Below are 21,505 nucleotides of genomic sequence, written 5' to 3'. Positions count from 1 at the left end.
GCTATTTTATTGAAGGAAATATTCTGCCGCTTGGGCAGTTTTTCATTAATGGCCACCCATCCATTGTATTTTAAAGTCTAATTTTAAAAACAGGCCTACTTCAAATCCCGGCCAATTAAGATAATCCATAAATAAAAAAAGACTGAAGCAGCTTAATCCTGCTTCAGTCTTTTTAGTGAGGGACTTGAACTGTCCCCGTGTTTCACTTATTTGTAAATGACGATGCCGCCGACGGATTTGTCGGTTGCTTGGGTGTTGACGCGGATTTTGAGGCCGTAGTTTCCGATGTCACGGCCGGCGTCAGGCATGAATGGGTTGAGATATGAGTTGCTGTCGTTAAAGAGTGTTTCTCGTTCTTGTGATCCAAGGTTCAATGTTTGTGTCGGATAGATTAGGTTCAGCCCTGACGTTGGATTCAGGCCAAAGGCTGCGTCCGCGATGTGGTAGCGGGTTGATGCCTGGACCGGATCTTTTCCGAATACATTCCATTTCATGTCTGTAGCCGGGTGGGCGTCGACGACTCCAAGGAAGCCTTTACCTGGATGGATTCCAGTCCAGTTGTCTGCGTAGGTTGGATCCACGTACCAGACGACGAGGCCGCCATCATAGCTCATCAGTGAGTTACCGCGCTTGATATTGGCAAGCCCTTTGTCAACGCCGGCGTGGTTCCGCCATTCGAGCAGGTAATAGTGATCGCCATATTTAATGCCATCGGATTTTGTAAAGCCGTTTAACATAAAGGAAGAAGCTGCCTCAGCACCGTCCTCAAGAATTGTTTTGCCATCAGCCACTACTTTAATATTATCGGCATAAAATCCTTCCTGGGATGATGCCCAATCTGTCGCATAACGGAGGCGAAGCTTAATCTTTTGGCCCTTATAGTCAGAAAGATCGAAGCTTTGTGCCTGCCATCCTTTTGAGTTGCCGGTGAAGCCAGGCATGGAGTTCAGGATAGTTGGATATCCTTGCGACGTGACGTCTGAGCGGGTATGTTCATTCCCGAGAGACTTCCAGGTAGTGCCGCCGTCAGTGGAAACTTGGACGAAGGCAAAATCCCATTGTTCTTCAATGTCATACCAAGCATCAAATGTAAGAGTTGCAGATGTTTTTCCTGTCAAATCCACATCAGTTACCATGTTTGTGTCGCTTTCATCTTTCTGGCCGCCCCAATATTCATAGCTGCCTGTAGCAGGCTCGTTAATCTTCATCCCTTTTTGCGGTAGATTTACTTTGACCATGTTCGTGTTTTTGCCGTTTGGTGAATTGGATTGGTCAAGCAGAAATTGTGTCCCCTTAGTTGTTACATCCTTAAAATCAATTGTAGTCAAATCATCGGACCAATTCCCTCCGAGATAGGACTGAAAGTATTCTTTAGCGAAAGGGGAGAACCCAGTCGGCTCAGCCCCTGGAATCTTCCCTGCCCAGGAACCGCTAGCCATGATTGACCAGTAGGCAACAGCTTCCCCTGTTCCAGAATAAATGGTGTCATATTCATCCGGAAGCCCAAGGTCATGGCCGTATTCGTGGGCGAAAACCCCGGTCGCGCCATCTTCCGGCATCATCGTATAATCATAGAATCCAGGCAATCCATTGCCCAAACCATCCGGATCATAGAATACAGCGGAACGGTGTGACCAGATGGCATTGTCGCCAAGTGAGCCGCCGCCAGCTTCCTGGCCCATCCCCGCATGAATGATCATCAAGTGGTCGACCAGGCCATCCGGTTCAAGTAGATTGCCGTCCCCGTCCAGGTCATGTGGATCTTCAAGATCATAATCCTGCAGCGGAATGCCGGCAGCTTTTGCGGCAAGATACGTATCCCTAACTAGTAATCTAGATCCGCCAGGACTGACATTGTCGTGCCCTGTATTCGCATCTGCTCCGTAAAACGCCGCTGTTCCCGGCACTTTCAGCCAGCCATAGGCTTTCCCGTCAACTGTATAAGTACCGCCGGACTGCTGCTCATAAAACTGCTTCATGGAGACGAGATTTTCACCGTTTGGCCCTTTAACTCCATCGCTGCCAAAAATCATATCTTCATAGTGTGATAGAGGATAATCCTTATAATAGTTATCCGTTTCCTCAGGCTTGATTTTATTATGTTCAAAATCAGCATATTCAACGGTCAACACAAGCACTTTGTCCTTGCGCACAGGCTTGTTGTTGGGAGACTCTGAAACAGGATCCGGATTGCCCTTGAGATGCCCGTTCTTTTCTCCTTTTCCATTTAACAAACCATTGTTAAAGCCCTTAAACTTCTTCTGTTTTTTTGCCTCGCCGGCTTTTACTTTTGCTGCGAGCGGGTCAGTCTGCTTTGTTTTAGCCGACTGCCCTTTTATTGTGAGATAGTTTTTGAGGAATTTTTGCTTTTCTAATTCCGAAGCATTCTTGGAAAGCAGACCTCTCTTAACGAATGATTCTATTAATTTCTCATCGTTCACGATGGCTAAATCCAGAGAACTTTTCGATGCCGATGTTGCTGCTCCCGCATTATTCAGGCCTGTCCCATTTGGAACATAAGCGGCTGCCGGACTTGCAAAAACAGCTCCTGCAAGCATTACAGCTGATAGACTGGTTTTCCATAAATTTTTCAAATACTATCCCCCCAAAGTTTTTTTGGTACAAGAAAATAATATTCTGAAAATTGGGTCAGCACAAGAATTTCCGTTCTTCAATTAATGACAGAAAATTCCGCGTGAATTCCAGGCTCACCCAATTTTGTCGGATGATTGAAGGGGAATTGGTCCTAAAGTCTTTTATAGGCAAGTGCCTGCTGGCAAAAGTACTCCAGATGCTGGCACTGTGTTTTGATAGCTTTCCAGGAGGGAAGCCAACTTGTTTTCATCATCGAGTGTCGGAAGGAATAAAACCACTTTCGGGTGGGAATCCAATACCATTTCATTAGAAAGATTGTCATATTGAATAAATCCGCTATGGAGCAGGAATAGTATAGGCATTATTGCCGGTATGAGAGCAAGGCACTGGAACCTTTCCTTGCATCATTGTATGGTAGAATGGGGACAAAACTATTTTGTTTATAGGAGTTCGGTAGGGATGAGGAATAAGAAACTTGATTTGGCGGTATTTTTGGCGGATGTAAAGTCGCTGTTTAAGGGTGCTGTGCTGGTGGCGAATGTGCTGCCGGTGTTTACAGGGTTTTGGCTGGCGCTTTTTTTTAGCGGCTATGCGTTCGCTGATTATCTTGGGCTGTTTTGGCTGACGATGGCCGGGAGCATCCTCCTGATGGGCGGGGCGCTCGTGATTAACAATTGGTATGATGTTGATATCGATACAGTCATGGAGAGGACGAAGAACCGTCCGACGGTGACGGGGCATTTTTCGTTACGATCCGTGTTGGTTACCGGCATCGTTTTGTCGATCATCGGCCAAGGGCTTTTGCTTTTTACGACTTTTGAAGCGGCGATATACGGCTTCATTGGCTGGTTTACATACGTTGTTCCTTATACAATGTGGTCGAAGCGGCGCTACACGCTGAATACGGTTATCGGCAGCATCTCCGGTGCAGTATCGCCAATGATAGGCTGGACCGCCATCGATTCCGGTTTCCAGCTGGTGCCGCTTATCTTTTTCCTGATTCTCTTCCTTTGGCAGATGCCGCACACCTTCGCCATCGCCATCCGGAAACATGATGAATACAAGGCGGCCAGTGTAGCCATGTTGCCGGTTGTGTACGGAATGCCCGCTACGAAACGGCAAATGTTCATTTATATTCTATGCTTGCTTCCGCTTCCTTTATATTTACTATCATTGGGAACGGTTTTCGTTGTGCTGGCAATGATTATCAATATCGGCTTCCTCGCGGTGTCGATTCAGGGATTTTTTGCAAAAGATAACCAAAAATGGGCGCGGATGATGTTTCTTTATTCCGTTAATTATATTACGCTTATTTTTCTGCTGCCAATCATTGTCACGCTGCCGGCGTTTCAATAAAAGGCAGTATTAACTTATATTGGCGACCTGGGTCCTTCCAAAAGACGGGCTACGGTCGCCAGTATTGGATATTGTCGCCCCTATAAACTGAAAAATTCCGCCACGGTCGCTAACACGGATTCTTGTCGTCCGAAACAGCACAGAAATGCGTTTACGGTCGCCAAAATTGCTCCTCCAAATTAATATAGGCCGCTCCTCGCTTGCATACCAACATGCAAAGCGCTGGGCGGCTCTTTTAATTCCATCCTCAGCAAACCTTCCATTCTCAACTAGCCTTCTCCATTACTGTAAAAGTTCACCATTTTGTCAAACTTCGGATTTCTTCACCAATCCACATAATCCGCGCAATTCGAATAACCACTTAAACAACATAAAAACCGCTTAAATACTGGCCCCACTGAGTTTAGCCGTCGGAAAAGCATTCAAACATTTACAAATTTCTCATCAGCGTTTCATAAAACGCCTCGGATTCTTTTTTCTGGGTGTGATTCAGTTCACTCCGATGATAATCATTCGCAACTATGATGTAAGTAAGAAAAGTAAAGGGGCTGGTTTCAGGTGGCAGCATCTAAAGTTAGCAGTGTGAAGAAGGCGGGCAAGCAGAAGGAATCATCAATGATGGGAACTTTTATCTCCCTTGGCGTCGTTGGCGGAGTCATTTTAATCACTTATTTCGTACTATTCGGCCTGTTCATGGCCAGGTTTTAGGAGGGAATGCACATGCATCGTTCAGAGAAGATATGGCTGGCATTGAGTTTCGGAATGATTATGGGTTTTATGATTTTTACAGGTTACCAGACGTTCGCACTGGAAATGGGGCCGCCGAGCGCAAAAGAAACAATCGATCCGCAGCGGGTGGATGAAATTGCTCCTTTTAATAATCCTGGCGTGAAGCAGGTCGGTGACAATGAGTATGAAGTCGTGATGACACTTCAGATTTTCAGCTTCACTCCAAACGAAATCGAAATTCCTGCCGGAGCGAAGGTGACGTTCATTTTGACATCAAAGGATGTTGTCCATGGGTTTGAAGTCGCGGAAACGAATATTAACGCGATGGTTGTTCCGGGGCATATCCAAAGGATTACCCAGACTTTCGATAAACCGGGCGACTATCTCGTTCTTTGTAATGAATATTGCGGCGCGGGCCACCAGATGATGGCTACGACGATTAAGGTTAAGTAAGGGGGCGGCGAAATGGCTACTGTATTGGCAGATGCGTATAAGGAAAAATTCTCGAAGGCGCTGGGCATTAATCCAAAGGATGCGGCTTTATCGAAAACATATATCTTTGTTGCTTTTATGGCATTGCTTGTCGGAGGGTTTTTAGGATTGCTGCAGGGGCTGAACCGCGCGGGCATTCTAGAACTGCCGACATGGTTCAACTACTATCAGGTTCTCACAGCACACGGTATTTTATTGATACTTGTCCTCACAGCATTTTTCACAATCGGCTACTTTTACGCCGCGATGTCCCATAACCTTGGCGGATTGCTGCCAAAGGTAAGAAAAATGGCGTGGATCGGTTTCGGATTGAAAATATTCGGTTTTGTCATGGCGGTTATCCCAATTCTTCTGAATCAGGCTTCGGTCATGTTCACCTTTTATCCGCCAATGGCTGCATCACCTTGGTTTTATATCGGTCTCGTCTTCATTGTCCTCGGCGTCTGGATGTGCGCATTCGGCTGCTTCTACCAGGTAGCAACGTGGAGGAAGCAAAATAAAGGCCAACACGTACCAATTTTGACTTACTTCGGAGTTGGCGTTTTCGTTCTCTTGTTCTTCAGCTCGATTCCGGTTGCAATCGAAGTATTCATGATCATCCCATGGGCGTTCGGATGGGTTGCAACGATTAACGTCATGCTGTCCCGCACGCTGTTCTGGGCATTCGGCCATACACTCGTTAACATCTGGTACCTGACTGCCGTTTCTGCCTGGTATGTCGTCATTCCAAAATTGATGGGCGGCAGGCGCTGGAGCGATACGCTTACACGGGTTGTCATCATTGCCCTTGTCGTCATGAATATTACTGGTGGTTTCCACCACCAAATCGTTGACCCTGGCATCTCTGAATCTGTTAAATTCATGCACGTGTTCATGAGCCTTGCGATCGGATTCCCTTCCCTCATGACAGCTTACGCATTGTTCGCGGTTTTTGAAAAGACATCCAGAAGGAATGGTGGCAAAGGCATTCTTGGCTGGTACAAAAAAATGCCTTGGGGCGACGTCCGCTTCCTCGCTCCGTTCATTGCAATGGTCGCGTTCATTCCGGCCGGCGCAGGCGGGATTGTCCAGAGCACAAACCAATTGAATCAGGTTGTCCATAACACGATGTGGGTTGTCGGTCACTTCCACCTGACGCTCGGCATGACCGTAGCGATGACATTCTTCGGCATCAGTTACTGGCTTGTTCCATATCTGAGCGGCCGAGTGCTGACACCAATGATGAATAAACTAGGCTTGATCCAGACAGCTGTTTGGACGATTGGCATGGGACTAATGGCTTTCTCTATGCACTACCTTGGATTGATGGGCTCACCAAGGCGGACGTCGTTCAGCACTTACGGCGACCATGCGACAGCACTTGGCTGGAATCCTTATCTTGCACTGCTTGCAATCGGTGGCACGCTCCTGATTATCGGCGTCCTGCTCCAGGTTTACGCGGTTATCAATATGATGTTCTTCGCGCCAAAAGGGGAGACTGAGTTCCCAATTGCTGAAGAGGAAGAAAATGCATCGAAAACACCTTACTGGACTGAGCGCTGGGGCGTCTGGATTGTCCTTATGCTCGTCGTCGTCGGCATGGCCTATGTCATACCGCTCACTGAATTTATCTTTAACGCACCTCCAGGATCCCCGCCATTCAAGACGTGGTAGGATTTAGGCAAAATAAAGGGCGAGGGGCGGCCGGTAGCGAGAGAAGCGTGGCTTCCTTTACAACGGCCGCGCCAGCCCAAGCGCTAAAATGAGTGCATGATGCTTTGGATTGTTGGCAGATTTGTTTTCGCTAGAAGACTATGTCTCGAAACAAGTTGTTGTAATCCAGCTACAGCGCCTAGCCCCTCGAGGTCATAAGTCGGTTCCCTCCGGAGGGCAGGCACGTCCTGCGGGCTCCGTCTTATGCTGCGCTATGCTTCGCTCGCATTAAGGGCGACTAAGGTTTTGCTGTCGCAAACCCAAGTCTTCCTATATCGGGGCTGACCACAAAGGAAAGCTCCTGTGAATATTCATCGCAGGGACAGGCGGTTTTTGCCTGTCACGAAGGCGCTTACGCATTTTTATTTAGCCAGGTGATTATACTGGATGGAAGTGATTTTCATGATGAAGCTTGGAAGGAATACGTTGGCGAGCATCGCGGTGCTGCTGTTTGGGCTTTTCCTCTTTTACATCGGGACGGATGGATTTCATGCGTTCACGGCGGAGGCGGCACGGGTTGAACGGCTGAAGGAAGATAAGCCGAAGTTCCCGACAGTGACACTTGAGGACAGCAAAGGGCGAGCATATCCGTTTTCCGAGTTTAAAGGGAAGTACGTGTTCATCACCTTCCTATATACGAGCTGCGGGACGGTTTGCCCCGAGCTGGAAATGAATATGGGCGAGGTTTACAAGCAGCTGCCGAAACGCTATCTCGGAAAGGACATTGTCTTTTTAAGCATCAGTTTCGACCCGGAGCGGGACACTCCCGAAAGGCTCGATAAGTATAAAGACATGTTCGATAGCGACGGGGAAACGTGGCGGATGGCAAGGATCGCGGACAAAGCCGAACTCGACTCGCTCCTGAAGGAATTCGGCGTCATCGTCATCCCGGATGGCGAGGGGAATTTTGCCCACAACTCGGCATTTTACCTAGTCGACCGGAACGGCAATCTGGCTGATGTGATGGATTACAAGCAGACGGATGAAGCGGCGAGGAAGGTTGCCGGCATCCTTAAGGAGGGCGAGCGGCGATGAGGCAGGGAAGGTATGGATTGTTTTTGCTGGCTGTACTGGCCTTGCCGCCTGTCGCCAACTTCCTCGAATCAATCATGATTGTCCATATGCATATGCAAATGCCATTGCTTGTCATTTCCGGCTTTTTCATGGGGCGTTTTTTCCTCGATCGATTTCCCATGTTTTTTGCAAAATGGAACGAAAACGGCGGGCCGGGCATCCTGCTCTTCATGGTCATCATCGGCTACTGGATGCTGCCCCGGGCAATGGATGAAGCGCTCACACTGCCGACGGCTGAGGTTTTCAAATTCATTAGCCTGCCGTTCCTGGCGGGAGTGCCGTTGCGGGATAGCTGGCGGAAGCTTACAGGCAAAGGGCGAAACATCGTCATCGGGTTCTTTGCCGCCCTATTCATCGCGATGGGCTGGCTCTACATTATGGCGCCAGATAACTTGTGCAACAGCTACCTCGTCATCGATCAGGTCATCCTCGGCTGGGGCTACATCGCCACCGCCGTCGCCTTCATCGTTTACCTGGGCTATACCTTCTTCATCGACCCATCTGAATATGAATGAGTATGTAAGTGCCTGGCGCAGCGAGTGTTGCGCCAGGCTTTCTTTGTGTCTAAAACTGCGCTGCCTATTTGCAAAATTAGTTGGAGTGCCTTTCGGTTTTTGATGGTGGCTTTTTATTCACCAGATCCCTTATAAACGCCCGTTGACCCGAATTCCGTTCTGCCCGGTCGAATAGAACCCGTCTAATCGCCCGTAGATTTGAATTCCATTCTGCCCGGTCGAATAGAATCCTCCAGCAAACGCGTGAGCAACCTTTCACGGTAGGGACAATTAATAAAAACGTTGGAACGGCGTATTAATCTGGCAAACTGGCGGAACCTAAATATTTCTTTTGTAATAAATACATACTTTCACGTCGACAATGGGTAGATGAATAAGGACCCGAGCCATTCTGGATATATAGGCAATGTAATAAAGGGTATAATAGTCGCAAAAGCAGGGGAGGAGTTTTGCCATGGATGAGCGTAAGGATGAAAGAGTCCAGCAAATAGATGATTTGATTAAGTCGATTTACGATGGACTGGTGGAGTCTAAGCTTCCCGAGGTGCTGAAAAGCAAAATAAGAGGGGAACTTGACCAGTTGAAGCAGTTCACATTGAATGCGCGGCCGGCGCGAATTGCGATTGTCGGGCGACGGGGAGCAGGAAAGTCAAGCTTGATTAATGCGATTTTCGGTGAAAAAAGGGCGGAAATCGGCGATGTGAAAGCGAGGACCGGTATCGGGAAATGGCATACGTATGAATCGGAATCCGGTGATCTTGAAATTCTCGACACGAGAGGGCTGGGAGAAGCAGACCGGCCGGAGGAAGAGGTTTCACACGCAACCGCGCTCGAGGAAGTCCAGTCTTCCGTTAAGGAAAAATGCCCGGATGTAATTTTATTTTTGAGCAAAGCAAAAGAAGTGAGCTCGAGAATCGATGAGGATATTGAACAGCTGCTGCAGCTCAGGAAAATGATCGAGGTTGAACACAATTACAAAATCCCGATTGTCGGCGTCGTCACCCAGGTGGACGAGCTCAGCCCGAAGTCGGTGGACAAACCGCCATTTGACAGTGAACAAAAGCAATACAATATCGGCGAAGCCGTTGATGTATTGGCATCCAAACTCGGGGAAGCAGTTGGCGGAGAGGTCAAGGTTATCCCGGTGAGTGCCTACATGGAGTTTGAAGGGGGTGAACTAGTCTACGATATCCGCTGGAACGTAGACGTACTGCTCGATTACCTGATCGAGCAGTTACCCAATGAAGCACAAATGATTCTTGCAAAATTGTCGAAGATAAAATTCATCCAGAAAAAACTCGCGCGGAGAATCGGCAAAAGTGTCGCGGGCATAACCGGCGCAATCGGTGCAAGCCCGATTCCAGGACCTGACATCCCGATCATTACCGGTTTGCAAATGGCGATGGTCACCTCAATCGGGTTGATAGGCGGGAAAAGGCTTGATAAAAAAGGGGTCATGGAGTTTTTGAGCGCGCTCGGTGTGAATGCGGCCGCCGGGCTTGTTTTCAGGCAAGTCGCCAGGCAACTGCTGAAAATCATCCCGGTCGCCGGAAGCGTCATCTCAGGCGCTGTCGCGACTGCCGGAACATACGCACTCTGTGAAGCCGCCATCGCCTACTTCATCGAAGGCAGCCCAATCGAAAATGTCCGGAACATTTACAAAACGATTTTTGAGCAATTGAAAAAAGAAAAATCATAAATTGGGTGCCTAGTGCCATTGTGGTGAATATACAATCCGCGATGGTGCCAGGCATTTTTCATTTAGGAACGCTCCTGCAATTTTCTGCAAGCGGCAGGAGCTGGTTGATGTAATCTGGTTCGGGCATGAAGTTGGTGCTTTATGCTGTTGGTTTTGGATAAATATGTTAATGTGGAGGGAGAAGCTTTTATTTTGCTAGAAGGAGGACTGTAATGTAATGGATGTCTTTGACGGTTTCTTTAGTCTCGTGGTATTCGTACTAATCATATACCTGTTTTCACGTGTCGCCCATTTCTTTAATAACACAAAAATGAAGTTGAATGAGATGGACAGGAAATTGGATGAATTAAATGAGCGGATTTCAACTATGGAGAATAAGGGGAAGTAGCAGGATGAGCCCCTTTTGGCAAAATAAAAACCCCTCCATTAAAGAGGGGATTTTACCTACGCGTAAGCAATACCCGCGCGTTTAATATTATTGATGTCCCCTGAACTGCAAGGCGTCACGGCATAGGTCATTTCACAGCTTGGGCAATTCATGATCACCTTTTCCAATGTAAAAATTTCGCCGCACTCACACTGAATTTCGTGCGCCACCAAAGGAGGCAAATCTGCCTTCCCCTTGTCCCTCACATGATCCACAACTGCTTTCCCATCTTCCATACTTGAACAACCGCAGCACATATATAAACACTCCTCATCTGCAATAATAGCCAACACACCCTAACCCTAGCACAAAAAAACTCGAAGCCATATGCCAATTGTCACAGAGTGAGGCAGTGGACAGCTTCAGTGCATCATTAGTGACTCGAAAAAAGAAGAGGAACCGTACCCTAGTAGACAAGGATGTCTCTTTCATGAATTGGTTTCGGCATAAAAACAGCCTCCAAAGTTTATAATTGGAAGCTGCTTTCTTTATCGCTTGATTCGGTATGCCCGCCGCTCTGCATATCCGGAGCAGGGGATACATACTTTAATAGCTTTCCCACGGTCATTGATATATTTTCTTAGTGGACTGTTTTTTCTTTTGCAGATCTCACATTTAGCTCCAAAAAGATTAAACAAAGACAAAATTAGTCCCCCCATTACCTAAAATAAATCTACTATATTTTACCATAATTCCAATTTGGTAGATAGTCCGCTTGTTCTGTCCGATGGCTGATGTAAGGGAGAGTACTATATGAGGAAGAGACTAGAGGTGTAAAAGTTTCTAGGTTTCAAATATGCCTCTAATATGTTTTAAAAGGGAGTTCAGTAATCGCAAATTAGTAAAATATCAGCTTCTCTTTTTACCCTAAAAATAGAACGAGCCCCAACCTTTTCAAAAGGCGGGACTCGTTTTTTATCGCTCATACTAATATAAACCTATCTCGTTTCCGATGCTTTCCGTTCTTCAAATTCTGCTTTTATGGAGGCGAGCAGGTCGGCGTCGGTTACAAGCTTCAATGCTGTGAGTGCGAGCCCCTTCGCACCGGTAATCAATGCTTCATCGCCTTTTGGTGAAGCGGATGCCTCGCGGAATTCAGCGGTGTGGGCGACGAGGTCGGCAGGTCCGATTTTGATATAAGGATGGATGGTCGGCACAACCTGGCTAATATTCCCGGCATCGGTTGATCCGAGTCCTGGACGGTCGCCTGATGCAATGGTTTCCCCAAGTTCCTCAATGACTTCCTTGAACACGGCATCGTACGTTTTATTTAATAGAAGATTATCGACTTCGTTCTGGAAAGCAATGACGTTCAGCCTTGCGCCGGTTGCGAGAGCCGCTCCTTCCGCGACAGCTTTTACCCTGCGGGTGACTTCATTCAGGCCGCTCCGCGTTGCCGCACGGATGAAGAAGCGGGCTTTAGCGTATTCCGGAATGATATTCGGCGCATCGCCGCCATGGGTGATGATACCATGGATGCGGACGTCATCGGTGAACTGCTGGCGAAGCGCATTGATGCCATTGAACAGCTGAATCACAGCGTCAAGGGCGTTGATGCCTTGATGCGGGGATGCGGCTGCGTGCGCAGGCTTTCCAAAGAATTCGAAATCAAGCGGATCGACAGCGAGCGAGGATGAAGTGAGCCTAGTTTCCCCCGACGGGTGGATCATTAATGCCGCATCAATCCCTGCAACAAGTCCGTGTTTGACAAAGCTTCCTTTCGCACTGCCGTTCGGGCCGCCTTCTTCCGCCGGAGTTCCGAAAACGACTACTTCACCGCCTGTTTCGTCTATCACTTTGCTGAGTGCGATGGCCGCGGCAACACTTGTTGTGCCAATGATGTTGTGGCCGCATGCATGGCCAAGGCCGGGCAATGCGTCGTACTCCGCCAGGAACGCAATGGACGGACCAGACTTGTCAGACTTCTTGCGCGCCAGGAAGGAGGTTTCATGGCCGGCAACCGCCTTTTCAACCTCAAAGCCTTCGTCTTCCAAAAGCTTTACATGCTGGGCGGAGGCGAAAAACTCCTCGTTGCCGATTTCCGGCCGGGCGTGGATTGCCTGGCTTGTCGCCACATAAATGGCGCGCTTCGCGTCAATGTTTCCAAGTATGACATTTTTCAATTCGGTTGCTGTGGTGGCAGGTGCTGTCATGTTAATTCCTCCTTTTTATGGTTGAAAAGGGGAGGGGAAGGGGCGAACCTTTTCTCTCCCCGGGCAAAATAAACCTAATAAATCAAAGTGGTTTCAAAAATCGGACAATGTTTAACAATGAAACTTCATTGCTTTCCCGCTGTAACATTCGACTCTCGAATGAAGCAATAAAACAGGCCCAATAACTCACCCAAATGAAGGGCTTGAACCTTCCTCGTGCCTTACCAGCCGATTTTGCTTAACGGGACGAAGGTTGGGATGGTGTTGCCTTTGAATTCCTTTTCAATGAATTCTTTTGTGTCGTCCTGCTGGTAGAGTTCGGCGAGTCTTTTCAAGGTTTTGTTGTCTTTGTCCTCTTTGCGGACAGCGATGATGTTGATGTATGGTGTGGCGGTTTCGCTTTCCAGGAAGATGGCGTTGTCCCTTGGAGTCAGGCCTGCGTCGACGGCGATGCCGTTATTGATGATCGAAGCGGCGACGTCCGGGAGAACACGCGGAGTCTGGCCGGCGACCATTTGAACGAGTTCAAGCTTCTTTGGATTTTCAACGATTTTATCAAGGGAACCAATGCCGTCAAACCCATCTTCAAGCTTGATTAGGCCGGCTTCCTGCAAAAGAAGGAGCCCTCTTCCCATATTGGTTGCTTCGTTGGCAAGGGCGATTTTGCCGCCTTTCGGAATATCCTTTACATCTTTATATTTCTCGGAATAAATGCCCATAGGCGCAATTTGAGTAGTCGCGATTGGTACTAGGTCGAGCTTGTGTTCTTTGATGAATGCGTCGAAATATGAAACGGTCTGGAACGAGTTCACGTCCAATTCACCTTCCGCAAGCGCCAGGTTTGGCTGGACATAATCGGAGAACGTAACGATTTCCACATCAATGCCTTCTTTTTTCGCCTTCTCTGCAACGAAATCCCATACACGATGGTCGGTGCCACTGACGCCGAGTTTCACTTTTTCGGTTTTATCGCCCTTTGCGGATGAGGAGCCTGAGCATGCCGCACTGAACACGGCTAGGGTAAGAACTAGGATTGCTAATAGTAATTTTTTCATTTTGGTAATTCCTCCTGGATATCTAAGTTTTATAGTGTGTAGATATTGTAAAATTCTGCTTCAAGCCAAAACTCTAAAGAAGTGCTTCTAAGGATGACCTCAAAATTCAAACAGCTTATCCTAAACCTGGAGACGCCTTTTTCCTAGCGCCGTCTAATTCTCTTCGCCGCGAGATTCCCGGCAGACTGAAGGCCTTGGACCATCACAATCAGAATGCCGACAGTGATTAACATTGTCTTCGTATCAAATCGCTGGTAGCCGTATGTAATCGCGAGGTCCCCGAGACCGCCTCCGCCAATCGCGCCAGCCATCGCCGAAGCGCCAATCAATCCGATTGTCGCAATCGTAAAGGCGAGGATGAGGGAGCTGAGTGCTTCAGGCAAAATAAATCTGAAGACAATCTGCCAAGGAGTCGCGCCCATCGCCTGGGCCGCTTCGATAACGCCCGGGTCGACTTCAAGGAGCGAGTTTTCTACAAGTCTCGCAATATACGGCCCTGCATAGAAAACGAGCGGAACGACCGCCGCTGCCGTGCCGATTGAAGTGCCAACGAGAAATCTAGTAATTGGAATAATGGCGACTAGCAAAATGATGAATGGAACCGAGCGCAGCACGTTAATGATGCCATTAAGCGTATTGAAGAATGGCGCGTTTTCAAGCAAATGTCCTTTCCTCGTCACCACCAATGCAATCCCAAGCGGGATACCGAGAACGGCCGAGAACAAAAGCGAAAAGCCGACCATTTGCAGTGTTTCTACGAGTGCTTTGATGATTTGATCCGAATTAACTAGCATGTGCGGTCACTTCCTTTATGCTGACATTTTGCTGATGAATATAATTGAGGGCGCGGAGGGTTTCCTTCTCGCTTCCCTGGAACTCGACTATTAGGTTTCCAAATGGCGTCCCCTGGAGTTCAGTGATGTTGCCGAACAGGACGTTCACATCAAGTTCGAACTTTTTTGCCAGCTGTGAGAGAAGTGGCTGGCCTGCAGAATTGCCGACAAAGCTGATCCGGTAAACTTTTTGCAGCCCGTCATTCTGTTCGATCAGCTCCCTGACAGATTCCGGAATGCGGTCATTCATCACCGAGCTGACAAAGTTCCTGGCCGTCTCGGTTTTCGGTGCCGAGAAAACGTCGAAAACAGAACCTTCTTCAATAATCTTTCCTGCTTCTATAACCGCAACCCGGTCGCAAATCTCCCTGATGACCGACATCTCATGGGTGATGATTAGAATCGTGATGTTGTATTCCTTGTTGATTTTCTTCAGCAGCTGAAGAATCGAGCTCGTCGTCTGCGGGTCGAGCGCCGAAGTTGCTTCGTCACAAAGGAGAATTGAAGGCTGCGTCGCAAGCGCCCGGGCAATCCCGATCCGCTGCTTCTGCCCGCCTGAAAGCTGGTCAGGGTAGTTGTCCGCCTTATCGGCCAGCCCGACAAACTCGAGCAGCTCGTAAACCCGCTTCCTGATTTCATCCTTCGGCGTTTTTCCGAGAATGAGCGGCATTGCCACATTCGCGAACACAGTTTTCGAATTTAATAGATTGAAATGCTGAAAAACCATACCGATGTTCCGCTTGATTTCGCGAACCTCTTTTGCCGAAAGGGAAGTCAAATCATTCCCATCGACAATCACCTTTCCCGATGTCGGGCGCTCTAGCAGATTCACACAGCGGATCAGCGAACTCTTTCCCGCCCCACTGAACCCGATGACCCCGAAAATCTGACCGGTGCTAATCTTCAAATCAATCCCGTCCAGCGCGGCAACCTGCTGCCCGCTTCCCCCGCCGTAAACCTTCCGTACCTGCTGAAACTCAATCATCTGCCTGCCTCCTTATCCTGTAACATGTATCTTATTTCTTTTTCTTTTGGCAAAATTGCTTTGCGCCTACGCCCGTTGCTTATGATTTTCAGTCCGTTCCTTTCCGCCACCCATTTTCCGGAAAATAAAAAACCCTCTTCCGGGGGACAGAAGAGGGCGCGCCTGCGCATAGACAGGCAAGGACTCTTCTTATCTCCCAAGCTTTCGCTTGCTGGAATTGGCACAGAGCTCCAATGGAGTCCGCTGCCGAGGTGTCATAGGGCCAGTCCCTCAACCTCTCTCGATAAGAATGAAAACAGTATGGGGTGATGTGCAGGAAAAATAAAAAGCCCCTTCAAAAGAAGAGGACAGAATTGATCAAGTTCGCCTCTTCTCATCTATCAAGCATCGCTTGCTGGATTTGGCACAGACAATCATGTCCGCTGCCGAGGTGTCATAGGGCCAGTCCCTCAACCTCTCTTGATAAGAAGGTACATAATATTCGCTTTTCAAATTCCTGTATCCCACTCTACACCCCGAAATTTAAAAAGTCAAACAAAAAAGAAAATTTTAATCTTTTTGCAAACTAGCAATGAAGCAGGGAACGGATCCGCTGCTTCATTCTGGAATATGAACGAAGCGCTTTAACCATCCCCCTCAGGATCAAGGATGCCATTCGTAAACTCATTCCTAAAAACTGTTTGTAGAGCCACTTTCTCACCTTCACAACAGCCCTCCCTCATGGATTATATAATAAAATCCGTTGTAGCCATCCAGTCCCAACTTTGTCATTTGGTTAGAGTTCCAATTGTTTACTACAAAGGCTGATCTAAGTTCAAATCATTACGAGCGTTCGGCCATTGAATGAACAAATTTACATTTGCAAAAAATAAGTTAAAAAAGCAGGTAAAATTTTAGTAAAAATATTGACTCGTTTACTAAAAGAGATAAAATTAAAGATGAAAAGGTTTTAATGATTTTGAACAACGGCTATAGCAGGTAACAGATAGAAAGGAGGGATAAGGTGGCGACAATCAAGGACATTGCTGAAAAAGCAGGTGTATCAATTGCAACGGTTTCGCGTGTCCTCAATTATGATTCCACGCTTTCTGTCACAGACGAGACACGGAAGCGGATTCTTGAAGCAGCCGAGGAGCTGTCCTATAAAAAGAGGCCTGTCAAAAAGCCAGCAGCCAAGAAAATTGCGATTATCCATTGGTATACAGAGAAGGAAGAAATGGAAGACCTCTACTATCTTTCAATCCGCTATGGTATTGAGCAAAAATGCCAACAGCTCGACATTCAATATGTGAACTATTTTTACGATAAACTCGAGGAAGTGAAAGACGATAGTCTTCAGGGGATCATCGCAATTGGGAAGTTCAGCGCGGCCCAGGTAGCCGAACTGGAGAAGATCTCTGAGCATATCGTCTTTGCCGACTGCAGTCCGGATGAAGACAGATATGATTCGGTAGTCATAGACTTTGATCGGGCTTCAAAAAAAGTCATTAACTATCTTTTAGAGAAAAGACATCAATCAATAGGGTATATTGGCGGACGGGAAACGTATAAGGATGAATCAGCCGAACTTGAGGATCAGCGGGAAACAACCTTCCGTTCTTATATGAGAGAGAAAGGCTGCCTTGATGAAAAGTCTATCTTTATCGGGGCGTTCTCTGTTGCCAGCGGCTACAGGCTCATGAAACAGGCGATCAAGGAACTTGGCGACAGCCTGCCCACAGCTTTTTTTGCCGGCAACGATTTGATTGCAATCGGCTGCCTGCGGGCGCTCCATGAAGAAAATATCGCTGTGCCGGATAGAGTCAATATTATTGGCATTAATGATATCAGCGTTTCCAAATATATCTTTCCACCGTTATCTACGGTAAAAGTCCACACTGAATTGATGGGAGAAACGGCCTTGGACACATTGCTGGAAAGGATTGCGGGCAGAAAAATTGCAAAAAAGATCTTCATTGATACCGAATTAGTCATACGGAACAGCAGTATTTAGTCCATCTAATTTTGCCGTTAAGCAAAATGTCATTTCCGAAAATAAGGAGATTATAATATGAATCTGGAAAATTTGAAAAAAGACTTTATGGCCCAATTTAACGAACTGGATGGGGAAGGAGCGCGCACTTTCTTCTCACCGGGGCGGATTAATTTGATCGGCGAACATACGGACTATAATGGCGGCCGTGTTTTTCCTTGCGCGATTACGTATGGAACGTATGGCATCGCCAAAAAACGCAGTGACCGCCTTGTCAGGCTATATTCTAAAAACTTCCCGGGCAAAGGCGTGATTGAGTTCTCCCTGGATGATCTTGACTACAGGGTCGAACATAATTGGGCGAACTTTCCGAAAGGGATGATCCGCTACATCAAGGAAGCAGGCTGGGACATCCCATCAGGACTGGATATCCTCATTGAAGGCAACATCCCGAATGGCGCTGGCCTTTCATCCTCTGCTTCACTGGAAATGCTGATCGGTGTGATGGTTGATCAAATCTTCGGCCTCAGCATCCCTAGAATCGACCTTGTCCAGCTTGGCAAAAAAGTTGAGAATGAATTCATTGGCGTAAACAGCGGTATTATGGATCAGTTCGCGGTTGGAATGGGCAAAGAAAACTGCGGAATCCTGCTTGATTGTGAAACATTGGAATATGAATACGCGCCTCTTAATCTTACTGACCATCAAATCATTATCATGAATACAAATAAAAGGCGTGAGCTCGCTGATTCAAAATACAATGAACGCCGCAGCCAATGCGAATCCGCCTTGGCATATTTGCAGACGGAACTGGATGTTACTTCACTTGGGGCTTTATCTGAAGAAAAATTCGAAGCCCATAAGCACCTAATCACGGATGAAGTTTTGCAGAGAAGAGCCAAACATGCCGTCTATGAAAACCAGCGGACAATCCAAGCTCTCGAACAATTGAAAAAGGGCAATCTTGACATATTCGGCAAGCTGATGAACGAGTCGCATCAGTCTCTGAAAGATGATTACGAGGTTACAGGAATTGAGCTTGATACTCTAGTAGAGGCGGCCTGGCGGCAAAGCGGAACAGTCGGCGCGAGAATGACCGGAGCCGGCTTTGGCGGCTGCGCCATCGCTCTAGTGGAAAATGGGCTCGCTGACGAATTTATCGAGGACGTCGGCAAGGCTTATCGGGATAAAATTGGCTATGAGGCAAGCTTTTATGTCGCGCATATCGGCGACGGTACGAAGGAAATAACCGAGGAGGTGCAATAATGGCAATTTTAGTACTTGGAGGCGCCGGCTATATTGGCTCCCATGCTGTCTACCAGTTAATTGATCAGGACTATGACGTTATTGTTGTTGATAATCTTCAGACTGGGCATAAAGAGGCGGTCCACCCTGAAGCAAAGTTCTATAAAGGCGATATCCGTGACAGGCAATTCCTCAGGAGAGTGTTTGAAAATGAAAAAATCGATGGAGTGCTCCACTTCGCCGCTAACTCACTCGTAGGCGAATCGATGGAGAAGCCGCTTGTTTACTTTGATAACAATGTTTATGGTACCCAGGTGCTTCTTGAAACGATGGTTGAAAACGGTGTGCAAAACATTGTCTTTTCCTCAACCGCCGCGACTTACGGGGAACAGGAAAAAATGCCGATCACCGAGGAAGCCGTGACGAACCCTACGAATGCGTACGGGGAAACAAAGCTTGCCATGGAAAAAATGATGAAATGGTGCGAGACTGCGTATGGTTTGAAATACGTGTCGCTCCGTTATTTCAACGTTGCTGGTGCCAGGTCTTCTGGCGAGATTGGCGAGGACCATCATCCGGAAACCCACTTGATTCCTCTCATCCTTGAAGTTCCGCTTGGAAAGAGGGAGTATATCTCAATTTTCGGAGATGATTATGATACAGAGGATGGCACATGCATCCGTGACTACATCCATGTCGAGGACCTGATTGCTGCGCATATCCTCGCACTCCACTATTTGCAGAATGGCGGGAAAAGCGAGGCCATCAACCTTGGAAGCGGCGAAGGATTTTCGGTAAAGGAAATGATTGAGGCCGCCAGGAAGGTAACCGGCCATGACATCCCGGCAAAAGTGGTCCCAAGAAGGAGCGGCGATCCGAGCAGATTGATCGCTTCATCAGAAAAAGCTAGAAAAGTACTCGGCTGGAATCCGAAAAAGACTTCCATCCAGAAAATCCTTGAAGATGCCTGGCAGTGGCATAGAAATCATCCACAAGGCTATAACGATTGAAAGGGCGGGGAAACGATGCATGTAAATGAAGCAATTCAGGCCCTTCTCGACCAGGCGATAAAACTCGAGATGATCGAGGCCCGGGATGAGATTTATGCCCGCAATCAAATAATGGCTCTGTTAGAGCTTGATGACTTTCAAAAGAGCGTCCAACCTACGGGAGATACGGGCATTCCCGACATTCTTGAGAACCTGGCTGATTATGCGGTAGGTAAAGGGATTATTTCCGATTTAGACTCCCAGAAGGAAATTTTGACAGCGAAATTAATGAACATCCTCATTGAAAAGCCGTCTGCTGTGACCGGGCGCTTTTATGAAAAATATACGGCTGATCCACGGTCGGCAACCGATTATTTTTATGCACTGAGCCAAAACAGCAATTATATTCAGACAAAGAATATTGCCAAAAATATTAGCTATCAGTACGATTCTCCGTATGGGACAATCGATATTACCATCAATCTATCAAAACCAGAGAAAGACCCGAAACAAATTGCGCTTGAACGCGAGATGAAAACCGCTTCATCCAATTACCCAAAATGCCTGCTTTGCATTGAAAACGAAGGCTATGCGGGAAGAATCAATCATCCAGCCCGTTCAAACCACAGGATGATTGAGATGGAGCTTACGGGTGAGCCGTGGTACCTCCAGTATTCACCATACGTTTATTATAATGAGCATTGCATTGTCCTCTGTGGTGAGCATCGGGATATGAAAATCGACCGGAGCGCATTTGAAAGGCTGCTTGAATTTGTCGCTATGTTTCCCGATTATTTCCTTGGCTCAAATGCGGACCTCCCTATTGTCGGGGGCTCCATCCTGACGCATGACCATTACCAGGGAGGCAAGTATGAGTTCGCGATGGCGAAAGCAGAAGAAACCGGCCGTTTTACTTTGGAAACTTTTCCGGAGTTTGAAGCCATGACACTGAAATGGCCTTTGTCCGTCATCCGCCTGCGCGGGGATGACAGAGACCTGCTTGCAGGCGCAGCGGAAATGATTTTGGAAAAATGGATCGGATACAGCGACCCTGAAGCGGAAATCCTGGCCAATACAAATGAAACTAGGCACAACACCATCACTCCGATTGCCAGAATGCGCGATGGCAAGTATGAAATGGATCTTGTCCTCCGCAATAACCGGACGAGCGAAACTCACACTCTAGGCATTTTCCATCCTCACGAAGATGTCCAGCACATTAAAAAGGAAAACATCGGATTGATTGAAGTAATGGGGCTGGCCGTTCTGCCCGCCAGGCTCGAAACAGAACTCAAGGAAATCGAAGATTATTTGCTTGGGCAAAAAGCAGACGTGAAGGACTATCATCAGGTTTGGGCGGAAGAACTGAAAGAAAGACACGCACACGAATTAACTCCTGATACAGTGAAAGGCATCGTCAGGCAAAATGTCGGCGCGAAATTCGTCCGGGTGCTGGAAGACGCGGGAGTCTTTAAACAGACAGAAGCCGGGCTGCGAGCCTTTCAAAAATTCACTGAAACATTATAGGGACTTAGGGAGCCATCAAGGCTCCTTTTTTTCTTGTGTGCCAGGGCAATGGCAACTATCTGCTTGGCCAGGAGTAATAACACATAGGCTTATCAAAACCGGTTTAACGCCCTAAGGTAAATGAAGGGTAAATTAAGCCGGTTTTTTCGGTGTAATGCCGTGACATA

At 47.5% G+C, this 21,505-nt stretch carries 19 protein-coding genes and 2 riboswitches; of the genes, 12 read left to right on the top strand and 7 right to left on the bottom strand.

All coding sequences use genetic code 11. The features are described 5' to 3' along the window. Positions 1 to 206: 206 nt before the first annotated feature. A complete protein-coding gene (locus BN1002_RS16210; RefSeq protein WP_231575042.1) occupies positions 207 to 2,594 on the bottom strand; it encodes an immune inhibitor A domain-containing protein in 2,388 nt (795 codons plus the stop codon). 460 nt (positions 2,595 to 3,054) lie between these two features. On the opposite strand from BN1002_RS16210, the gene cyoE reads away from it, so the two are divergent. The 8 genes from cyoE (at position 3,055) to BN1002_RS24100 (ending at position 10,540) form a co-directional block, all read left to right on the top strand. Next, positions 3,055 to 3,951 (top strand): heme o synthase, encoded by an 897-nt coding sequence (cyoE, locus tag BN1002_RS16205; RefSeq protein ID WP_048826490.1) that lies wholly within the window; start codon positions 3,055 to 3,057, stop codon positions 3,949 to 3,951. Positions 3,952 to 4,509: 558 nt separating this feature from the next. Further along, positions 4,510 to 4,659: a hypothetical protein gene (locus BN1002_RS24105; protein ID WP_197072807.1), complete on the top strand. Its 150-nt coding sequence runs from the start codon at positions 4,510 to 4,512 to the stop codon at positions 4,657 to 4,659. Positions 4,660 to 4,665: 6 nt separating this feature from the next. After that, positions 4,666 to 5,133, top strand: a complete 468-nt coding sequence (locus BN1002_RS16200; protein ID WP_048826489.1) for a cytochrome c oxidase subunit II — start codon at positions 4,666 to 4,668, stop codon at positions 5,131 to 5,133. A gap of 12 nt (positions 5,134 to 5,145) precedes the next feature. After that, entirely contained in the window at positions 5,146 to 6,825 is a 1,680-nt protein-coding gene (locus tag BN1002_RS16195) for a cbb3-type cytochrome c oxidase subunit I (protein WP_048826487.1), read from the top strand. Between the two features lie 441 nt (positions 6,826 to 7,266). Further along, positions 7,267 to 7,899 (top strand): SCO family protein, encoded by a 633-nt coding sequence (locus tag BN1002_RS16190; RefSeq protein WP_048828003.1) that lies wholly within the window; start codon positions 7,267 to 7,269, stop codon positions 7,897 to 7,899. Further along, entirely contained in the window at positions 7,896 to 8,453 is a 558-nt protein-coding gene (locus tag BN1002_RS16185) for a hypothetical protein (RefSeq protein ID WP_048826485.1), read from the top strand. Before BN1002_RS16190 ends, BN1002_RS16185 begins: the two co-directional genes overlap by 4 nt. Positions 8,454 to 8,907: 454 nt before the next feature. After that, positions 8,908 to 10,152 carry a GTPase family protein gene (locus BN1002_RS16180; protein ID WP_048826484.1) on the top strand — a complete coding sequence of 415 codons (1,245 nt, stop codon included), beginning with the start codon at positions 8,908 to 8,910 and terminating at the stop codon, positions 10,150 to 10,152. Positions 10,153 to 10,369: 217 nt separating this feature from the next. Continuing rightward, positions 10,370 to 10,540 (top strand): hypothetical protein, encoded by a 171-nt coding sequence (locus tag BN1002_RS24100; protein WP_197072806.1) that lies wholly within the window; start codon positions 10,370 to 10,372, stop codon positions 10,538 to 10,540. Positions 10,541 to 10,596: 56 nt separating this feature from the next. Here BN1002_RS24100 and BN1002_RS16175 read toward each other — a convergent pair whose 3' ends face one another. The 6 genes from BN1002_RS16175 to BN1002_RS23835 all read right to left on the bottom strand — a co-directional run bounded on the left by BN1002_RS16175 (position 10,597) and on the right by BN1002_RS23835 (position 16,311). After that, on the bottom strand, positions 10,597 to 10,836 hold the full coding sequence (locus tag BN1002_RS16175) for a hypothetical protein (RefSeq protein ID WP_048826482.1): 240 nt from the start codon (positions 10,834 to 10,836) through the stop codon (positions 10,597 to 10,599). Between the two features lie 681 nt (positions 10,837 to 11,517). Beyond that, positions 11,518 to 12,732 (bottom strand): M20 family metallopeptidase, encoded by a 1,215-nt coding sequence (locus tag BN1002_RS16170; protein ID WP_048826480.1) that lies wholly within the window; start codon positions 12,730 to 12,732, stop codon positions 11,518 to 11,520. Between the two features lie 221 nt (positions 12,733 to 12,953). Then, positions 12,954 to 13,787, bottom strand: a complete 834-nt coding sequence (locus BN1002_RS16165) for a MetQ/NlpA family ABC transporter substrate-binding protein (protein ID WP_048826478.1) — start codon at positions 13,785 to 13,787, stop codon at positions 12,954 to 12,956. 143 nt (positions 13,788 to 13,930) lie between these two features. Further along, positions 13,931 to 14,581, bottom strand: coding sequence for a methionine ABC transporter permease (locus BN1002_RS16160; RefSeq protein ID WP_048826476.1), 651 nt, complete (start codon positions 14,579 to 14,581; stop codon positions 13,931 to 13,933). Then, positions 14,571 to 15,605, bottom strand: a complete 1,035-nt coding sequence (locus BN1002_RS16155; protein ID WP_048826474.1) for a methionine ABC transporter ATP-binding protein — start codon at positions 15,603 to 15,605, stop codon at positions 14,571 to 14,573. The genes BN1002_RS16160 and BN1002_RS16155 overlap by 11 nt, the downstream gene beginning before the upstream one ends. A gap of 186 nt (positions 15,606 to 15,791) precedes the next feature. Then, positions 15,792 to 15,895, bottom strand: a riboswitch (SAM riboswitch). 80 nt (positions 15,896 to 15,975) lie between these two features. Beyond that, positions 15,976 to 16,074: riboswitch (SAM riboswitch) on the bottom strand. A gap of 96 nt (positions 16,075 to 16,170) precedes the next feature. Beyond that, the gene (locus BN1002_RS23835; protein ID WP_156129726.1) at positions 16,171 to 16,311 is read right to left on the bottom strand and encodes a hypothetical protein; all 141 of its coding nucleotides are present in this window, start codon (positions 16,309 to 16,311) and stop codon (positions 16,171 to 16,173) included. A 297-nt stretch (positions 16,312 to 16,608) separates the two neighbouring features. Between BN1002_RS23835 and BN1002_RS16150 the strand changes: the two genes are divergently transcribed. The 4 genes from BN1002_RS16150 to galT are packed head-to-tail and all read left to right on the top strand — an operon-like array spanning position 16,609 to position 21,338. Next, positions 16,609 to 17,598, top strand: a complete 990-nt coding sequence (locus BN1002_RS16150) for a LacI family DNA-binding transcriptional regulator (protein WP_048826472.1) — start codon at positions 16,609 to 16,611, stop codon at positions 17,596 to 17,598. A gap of 57 nt (positions 17,599 to 17,655) precedes the next feature. Further along, positions 17,656 to 18,843 (top strand): galactokinase, encoded by a 1,188-nt coding sequence (locus BN1002_RS16145; RefSeq protein WP_082036262.1) that lies wholly within the window; start codon positions 17,656 to 17,658, stop codon positions 18,841 to 18,843. Then, the gene (gene galE, locus BN1002_RS16140; protein ID WP_048826470.1) at positions 18,843 to 19,832 is read left to right on the top strand and encodes a UDP-glucose 4-epimerase GalE; all 990 of its coding nucleotides are present in this window, start codon (positions 18,843 to 18,845) and stop codon (positions 19,830 to 19,832) included. Before BN1002_RS16145 ends, galE begins: the two co-directional genes overlap by 1 nt. 15 nt (positions 19,833 to 19,847) lie before the next feature. Next, the gene (gene galT / locus BN1002_RS16135) at positions 19,848 to 21,338 is read left to right on the top strand and encodes a UDP-glucose--hexose-1-phosphate uridylyltransferase (RefSeq protein ID WP_048826468.1); all 1,491 of its coding nucleotides are present in this window, start codon (positions 19,848 to 19,850) and stop codon (positions 21,336 to 21,338) included. Positions 21,339 to 21,505 lie beyond the last annotated feature (167 nt).

This window comes from Bacillus sp. B-jedd (assembly GCF_000821085.1).
Lineage (GTDB): Bacteria > Bacillota > Bacilli > Bacillales > Cytobacillaceae > Bacillus_D.
This window is presented reverse-complemented; position numbering and strand designations above follow the sequence as displayed.